This is a genomic window from Gemmatimonas sp. (assembly GCF_041689975.1).
In the GTDB taxonomy this organism is placed as follows: domain Bacteria; phylum Gemmatimonadota; class Gemmatimonadetes; order Gemmatimonadales; family Gemmatimonadaceae; genus Gemmatimonas.
In genome coordinates this window covers 1-6495 of the sequence record NZ_JBDNFF010000169.1, presented here as the reverse complement: position 1 = coordinate 6495, position 6495 = coordinate 1, and the positions used below count along the sequence as shown (strand labels likewise).

The 6495-nt window shown below is 63.9% G+C and carries 6 protein-coding genes; 4 read left to right on the top strand and 2 right to left on the bottom strand.

Annotated features, from left to right (window positions below):
* Window positions 1–147: 147 nt before the first annotated feature.
* Window positions 148–1428 (top strand): PQQ-dependent sugar dehydrogenase, encoded by a 1281-nt coding sequence (locus ACESNG_RS10850; protein ID WP_373063034.1) that lies wholly within the window; start codon window positions 148–150, stop codon window positions 1426–1428.
* A gap of 2 nt (window positions 1429–1430) precedes the next feature.
* On the opposite strand, the gene ACESNG_RS10845 is transcribed toward ACESNG_RS10850, so the two are convergent.
* Entirely contained in the window at window positions 1431–1583 is a 153-nt protein-coding gene (locus ACESNG_RS10845) for a hypothetical protein (protein WP_373068948.1), read from the bottom strand.
* A 158-nt stretch (window positions 1584–1741) separates the two neighbouring features.
* Here ACESNG_RS10845 and ACESNG_RS10840 point away from each other — a divergent pair, with 158 nt between their 5' ends.
* The 3 genes from ACESNG_RS10840 (at window position 1742) to ACESNG_RS10830 (ending at window position 5692) form a co-directional block, all read left to right on the top strand.
* Window positions 1742–2872 (top strand): ATP-binding protein, encoded by a 1131-nt coding sequence (locus ACESNG_RS10840; RefSeq protein ID WP_373063036.1) that lies wholly within the window; start codon window positions 1742–1744, stop codon window positions 2870–2872.
* Between the two features lie 245 nt (window positions 2873–3117).
* On the top strand, window positions 3118–3429 hold the full coding sequence (locus tag ACESNG_RS10835; RefSeq protein ID WP_373068946.1) for a hypothetical protein: 312 nt from the start codon (window positions 3118–3120) through the stop codon (window positions 3427–3429).
* 19 nt (window positions 3430–3448) lie between these two features.
* The gene (locus ACESNG_RS10830; RefSeq protein ID WP_373068944.1) at window positions 3449–5692 is read left to right on the top strand and encodes a tetratricopeptide repeat protein; all 2244 of its coding nucleotides are present in this window, start codon (window positions 3449–3451) and stop codon (window positions 5690–5692) included.
* Window positions 5693–5821: 129 nt separating this feature from the next.
* Here the strand turns inward: ACESNG_RS10830 and ACESNG_RS10825 are convergent, their stop codons facing one another.
* Window positions 5822–6493 (bottom strand): DUF2239 family protein, encoded by a 672-nt coding sequence (locus ACESNG_RS10825; RefSeq protein WP_373061460.1) that lies wholly within the window; start codon window positions 6491–6493, stop codon window positions 5822–5824.
* Between the last annotated feature and the right edge of the window lie 2 nt (window positions 6494–6495).

Genomic DNA, 6495 nt, shown 5'->3' with positions numbered 1-6495 from the left:
CGTGGCACTCGCCTTGCTCCCCGTTGTCGAGACGCCGCCCCACACGCTGGAGTACATCGTCGAAGTGTACCCGTTGTTCACGGTCACGGATGTGCCATGCCAATCGCGACGTTGTCAATGTCCACACATGAGCTTTCGGAGGATCGCGTGCGTACATCACCACTGCTGTTCACCCTCACCCTCCTCTCAGGCATGATCGCCTGTTCGGGTCGGCAGAAGGCGACAAACGATTCGAACACATCGGCTGCTGCAACAGGCTCCACAGGCACCGTGGGTTGCACTCCCATCGAAACTCGCCCGCCGGAAGTTGCGGACCAAAAGCCTGCGTTCAAGGAGCAGACGCGCGCCTGTGCGCTCTCCGACAGCGTGGCGTTCGATGTGACCGTGATGGCCAGAGGGCTCGTCAATCCGTGGTCGGTGGAGCCGCTGCCCGACGGGAGTCTGCTGGTCACGGAAAAGCCGGGCCGCATGCGCATCGTCACCGCCGCCGGTGTCGTGGGTGAACCGCTCACCGGTCTTCCTGCCGTGGATGCACGTGGTCAGGGCGGCCTGCTCGATGTCGCGCTCAGCCCCGACTTCGCCACCGATCGCACCATCTACTGGAGCTTCGCCGAGCCTCGTCCAGGCGGCAATGCCACCAGTGTGGCGCGCGGCACCATGGCCACCGATCAGCGTGGCCTCGAAAACGTGAAGGTGATCTACCAGACCATGCCCGTGTACAACGGCGACATGCACTACGGCTCGCGCTTGGCGTTCGGTCCGGATGGCATGTTGTACGTGACGATGGGCGAGCGCTCCGATACCCCGATGCGTCCACAGGCGCAGCAGCTGAACAGCGATCTCGGCAAGGTGTTGCGCATCACGCGTGACGGTGCGATTCCGCCCGACAACCCGTACGTGGGCCAGTCGGGTGCACGACCGGCGATCTGGTCACGCGGGCATCGTAACATCCAGGCGGCGGCGTTCGACACGCAGGGCAAACTGTGGACGATCGAGCACGGGACGCGCGGCGGCGACGAGCTCAATCAGATACAGAAGGGCAAGAACTACGGCTGGCCGCTGCAGGCGTATGGCATGGAGTATACGGGCGCATTCCCGATCACCAGCCCGGCCGGCAGTGCTCGTGCACAGCTCGACGGCATGGAGCAGCCGGTCTATTACTGGGATCCCGTCATCGCCCCGTCGGGCGCGCAGTGGTATACGGGTGATGCCTTTCCGGCCTGGAAGAACAGCCTGTTCGTCGGCGACATGAAGAGTAAGCGGCTCGTGCGACTCACGATCGCTGACAATCGCGTTACCGGCGAGCAGGTGTTGCTCGACGGTCGTAACCAGCGCGTGCGCGATGTACGACAGGGTCCTGATGGCGCGCTGTACATCGTGACTGACCAGTCGAACGGAGAACTCTGGCGGGTGTCGCCGCGACGGTAGTCTCAGAGCGAGACGCGGGGCGCACTGTCGAGCATGAGGCCGCATTGACGCGTGTTCGAGCTCGTGTTCGCCGCGCGTCCTATCGAACCGGGAACGACACGATCGAAGTCCTGGCGATCGCGCACGAACGCCGCCACCTCCCGAGCGACGAGCACCGCCGCTAGGCGCTCCGGTCGACGCTGTCACCGCCGCTGCCGCGGAAGCTGGTTCGGTCCCGAACCGATAATCGGCCCTGTCGGCGTCGTCCAAACCCTTCTTGCTTTTGGCCGCCTCGGGCAACATGCTCGACTTTCTACACTCACCCCGGCGGCCGATGCCCCCAGCCAGTCAGCCCGAGCGGATCTTCCACGGCTTTCTCGAAGCCGCCCCCGACGCGGTAGTCATTATCGACGGTGGCGGCATGGTCGTGCACATCAACGGCCAAACTGAGAAACTGTTCGGCTACTCCCGAGAGGAAATCGTTGGCCGTCCCCTCGAAGTGCTCATGCCGGAGCGCTTACGCAGCACGCACATCGCGCATCGTGGCGCGTACACGGTGGATCCACGCCCGCGGCCCATGGGCCATGGCCTCGACCTGTTCGGCGTAAAGAAGGACGGCAGTGAGTTCCCGATCGACGTGGCGATCAGTCCCCTGCCGCCCGAGTCGGGGGGTCTCTTTGCCAGCGCCATCCGCGACATGACCGATCACTGGCGGTTGGAGGAAGAATTGCGCGCGCGGTCGCGGGAGTTGGAAGAGGCAGACCGACAGAAAGATCACTTCCTGACAGCTGTGGCACACGAGCTACGCAGTCCCCTCAGTGCGCTGGCGCATGCGACCGAACTCCTGCAATCTCCTCAGGCTGATAGCGCGGTCAGCCAACGCGCGTCAGGCATCATCGCGCGACAAACCGCGCACATGGCCCGTTTGGTTGAGGACCTGCTCGACATGGCACGCGTGCGCCGCGGTACGCTCACGCTCCGACGCCAGCCGGTTGACCTACGGACGGTCGTGCTATCAGCCGTCGAGCTGAGCGCAACGCTCATCGAAAGCCGCCAGCACGTGCTCGAGATCGCTCCGTGCGCCGACCCGCTGTGGGTGAGTGGCGATCCCACGCGGCTGGCCCAGGTGGTCTCCAACCTGCTGGCCAACGCCGCCAAGTACACGCCCGCTGGAGGGCATATCAGCCTCTCGGCGGCGAGCGAGGATGGTGCTGCCGTGATCCGCGTTCGTGACGACGGGGCAGGCATTCCGCCTGATATGCTATGTCACGTGTTCGAGTTGTTCACCCAGGTCGGAAGCGGGAATGATGCGCGCGAGGGCGGGCTGGGAATCGGGCTGTCTCTTGTACGGCAACTGGTCGACTTGCACGGGGGCACCGTGACGGCATGCAGCGAGGGGCGTGGCAGCGGGAGTGAGTTTGTCGTGCGCCTCCCGTTGCTGCCGGAACGCCTGGCTATCGCGTAACGCGCAAGCTCATGCGTGTCCCACTCGCCGCACTTGCCATGGGATACGCGGCGCTCCAAGCTATCCGGGAATACGAATGTCCAGCTCACTGGAGCCATTCCCCTTTCGCCGAGACCGAGGAGGTTTACGTGCGCCACACATTGAAGTGCGTCTTTACCGGAACCATCGCTACGGCCGTCGTGGCGATGTCAGCGTGCAAGCAGCCCGTTGCGGATCCCCGTGTTGAATTCCGGAACCAGGAGACCGTGACCATCACAGCCAACTGTGCCGCTGGAAACCAGGTGGACGTCGTGGTCGACAAGTGGGTGCTGCGCATGAAGAAGAAGGGCGACGTGACGTTCAATATGCAGACCACGACGGGTGCTGCGTTCGAGCTCACGCAAAAAACGGCGGAGAGCTGGCCGTTCGACGAGGCCTCCCCACTGAAAGGGAATGCGAAGACGAAGATCAAGGACAAGAACGGCGACTACGGGTACAACGTGCGCCTGGCGTGTGCGATCGGTGTGAGCGGAGACTCCGTGCGCGTGGTCATCGACCCCGACATCATCGTGAATTGACGTCGCGTAGCCACAGTTGATGAAGACGACGCTCGCCCATCCTACCCGCATCGGCCCGTACGACATCATCCAGCTACTTGGTGAAGGCGGGATGGGCGTCGTGTATGAAGCCGAAGAAACAGCACCAGTCCGACGTCGTGTCGCGCTCAAGCTGATACGCGCCGGCTTCGACGACGCGCGCGATCTGCTCGCACGCTTCGACGCGGAGCGGCGTGCGCTGGCGGTCATGAATCACCCCGGCATCGCGCGAGTACTGCAGGCCGGCAGCACCGAAACGGGTCAGCCGTACTTTGCCATGGAGCTGGTGCGCGGCTTGCCGCTCTCGGAGTTCTGTGACACGCGTCGGCTCAATGTGCGCGATCGCCTGCAGCTCTTCATCGGGATCTGCGAAGCGGTGCAGCATGCGCACCAGAAGGGCGTGATTCATCGCGACCTGAAGCCGTCCAACATTCTTGTCACCGAAGAAGACGGACATCCGCAGGCGAAGATCATAGACTTCGGTATCGCCAAGGCGATGGGGCCGCCGCAGTCGGACCAGACAGCCAAGACGCTGGCCGGCTTTGCGATGGGCACCGTGGCCTACATGAGTCCCGAGCAGGCCAGTTCAACCGCGATCGATGTGGACACGCGGGCCGACATCTACTCGTTGGGCGTGATGCTGTACGAGTTGCTGGTGGGTCATCTGCCCATCGATCCGGCGAAGATGGGGTACTACGAGTTTCTGGCGCGACTCTCGAGCGGCGACACGATTCCGCCCACGCCCAGTGTGGGACTCTCCAGTGCCGTCGCGCAGAGCGACACGATCGCGCATCGCCGTCGCACCGACTGGCGCCACCTGCAGGCGGAACTGCGCGGGGACCTCGACTGGATCGTAATGAAGGCGATGCACCCCGACCGTGCGCATCGCTACGAAACGGCGAACGGATTTGCCGCCGACATCCGACGCTATTTGACCAACGAGCCGGTGTCGGCGCGTCCGGCAAGCACGCGGTACCGGATGGGCAAGTTCATCCGTCGGCACAAGGTCGGCGTGATCGTGGTCGGCGTGGCCACGGTGCTGGTAGCTACCAGTTCGGTGGCGGCCACGGTGGGTTTTGTACGCGCGCGCCGGGCCGAACAGATGGCGGCGCGAGAAGCGGAGTCGGCCAAGCAGGTGGCTGACTTCATGGTGGACCTGTTCCGCCAGTCCGACCCCACGGTATCGCGTCGTGGCAGTGTCACAGCGCAGGCGATTCTCGATCAAGGTATTCGCCGTGTCACCACCGACCTCGCGTCGCAGCCGTTGCTGCAATCCCGTCTCATGCAAACCATGGGCACGGTGCAGACGGCGCTGGGGCGGTATCCCGAAGCGAGAGCTCTGCTCGAAGACGTGTTGCGCACGCGCGAACGCATGCTGGGTGAGAACGATGTGCTGGTGGGTGAGACGCTCACTTCGCTGGGCGAACTGACGCGTGATTTCGGCGATCTGGATGCCGCCAACACGTACCTCACGCGCGCGCTCGCCATTCGCCAACAGAGCTATGGGATGTCGCATGTCGATGTGGCCTCCACGTTGTCCATGCTGGCAGCGCTGCGCTGGCGGCAAACACGATTGGCCGAGGCGGAGTCGCTGTATCAGCGCGTCCTGACCATCGACGCGAAGGTGCGCACGCCGGATGATGCGCGGACGCTGCGTGATATGCGCGGGCTGGCCGCGGTGTATCGCGCACAGCAGCGCAATGCGGCGGCCGATTCGCTCTGGCGTCTCACGCTCACGCGACAGGAGCGTACGCTGGGCAGTGATCATCCCGACGTGGGAAGCACGCTCAACAACATCGGAGCGTACTATTATCTCGACGGAAAATACGAGGATGCCGCCGTGTACTACGAGCGGGCGCGACTCATCATGGAAAGGGCGTATGGTGTCGAGCATCCACTCACGGTGAGTGTGATGAACAACCAGGCCGAAGTACTCTGGAAGCTCGAGCGATATACGACAGCGGAGCCGCTGTTTCGTCAGGCGCTCGCGTCGAAGGAGCGGTTGTATGCGCCGGGGCACGCGTCGATTGCCGTGTCGCTGAACGGGCTGGCGGGTGTGCTGCGTGACAGCAAGCGCGAGGCGGAGGCGGAGCCGTTGTATAAGCGTGCGCTCGCCATCCGCGAAATCGGCAACGGATCGGCGGACCTGCGGGAAACGCTGCGTGATTATGCGACGCTGCTGCGGGCCACCAACCGGGGCGTGTTGGCGGCACAGCTGGAACAGCGGGCGGCGGGGCTCAAGTAGCGGCGAGCAGTGGGATCCATGCGTCGGTTGCCGCAACGAAAAGAACAGCAACAGCAACAGCAACAGCCGGAACACGGAGATCACGGATGGACGGAAACAACACGGATAAGATGAACAGCGCTGTTTCGCTTATCCGTGTTGTTTCCCGTGTAATCCGTGATCTCCGTGTTCCGGCTGTTGTTTCTGGCTGTTGCTGTCGAACGCCAACCGCACCGCGTAATCACGAATGTCGTCCGGCCACTCAGCCAGGAGCTCGCGAACGCGCGCTTCATCGCCGCGGTACAACGCGCGGATGACTTCTTCGAACTGCGGCAGATCCCCCGCGATCGCGTTCATGAAACGATAGGCTACGTCACGTGCGGCTTTCGCGCGATCGTCGTCGCTATGCGTGCGACGTGCCGCTTCCACGAGCTTTCGCAGCGCCACCGACGCACCACCCGGCTGCGTTGCGAGCCATTCCCAATGCCTCGGCAACAGCGTGATCTCACGCGCCACCACGCCGAGCCTCGGACGTCCACGCGCGCGCGGCGCCGTTGCAATGCCCACCTCGGGATCACGCACGACCTCAACCACGCGCCACGTGGCCTCGAGGTGCGCCAGCATGCGGCGCTCGTCGCCGCGCATCTCGAGATCGATCACACCACCGGTCGCGTCGTCGAACACCAGCACGGCTTCGTGTGGCGGCTCGGCTTCCTTGATGGCCCGCCACACCACGCGCGCGACGTCTGGCAGTGGACCGGCGGCCAGTTGTTGGTGTCCGCGGAATGCGGTGACGAGGGGCGTGTGCTCAGACCACGCGATGG

Excerpts from the sequence above, each read along its gene's own strand:
- ACESNG_RS10840 (WP_373063036.1), top strand. The coding sequence starts at position 1,742 with ATGCCCCCAGCCAGTCAGCCCGAGCGGATCTTCCACGGCTTTCTCGAA.
- ACESNG_RS10830 (WP_373068944.1), top strand. The coding sequence starts at position 3,449 with ATGAAGACGACGCTCGCCCATCCTACCCGCATCGGCCCGTACGACATC.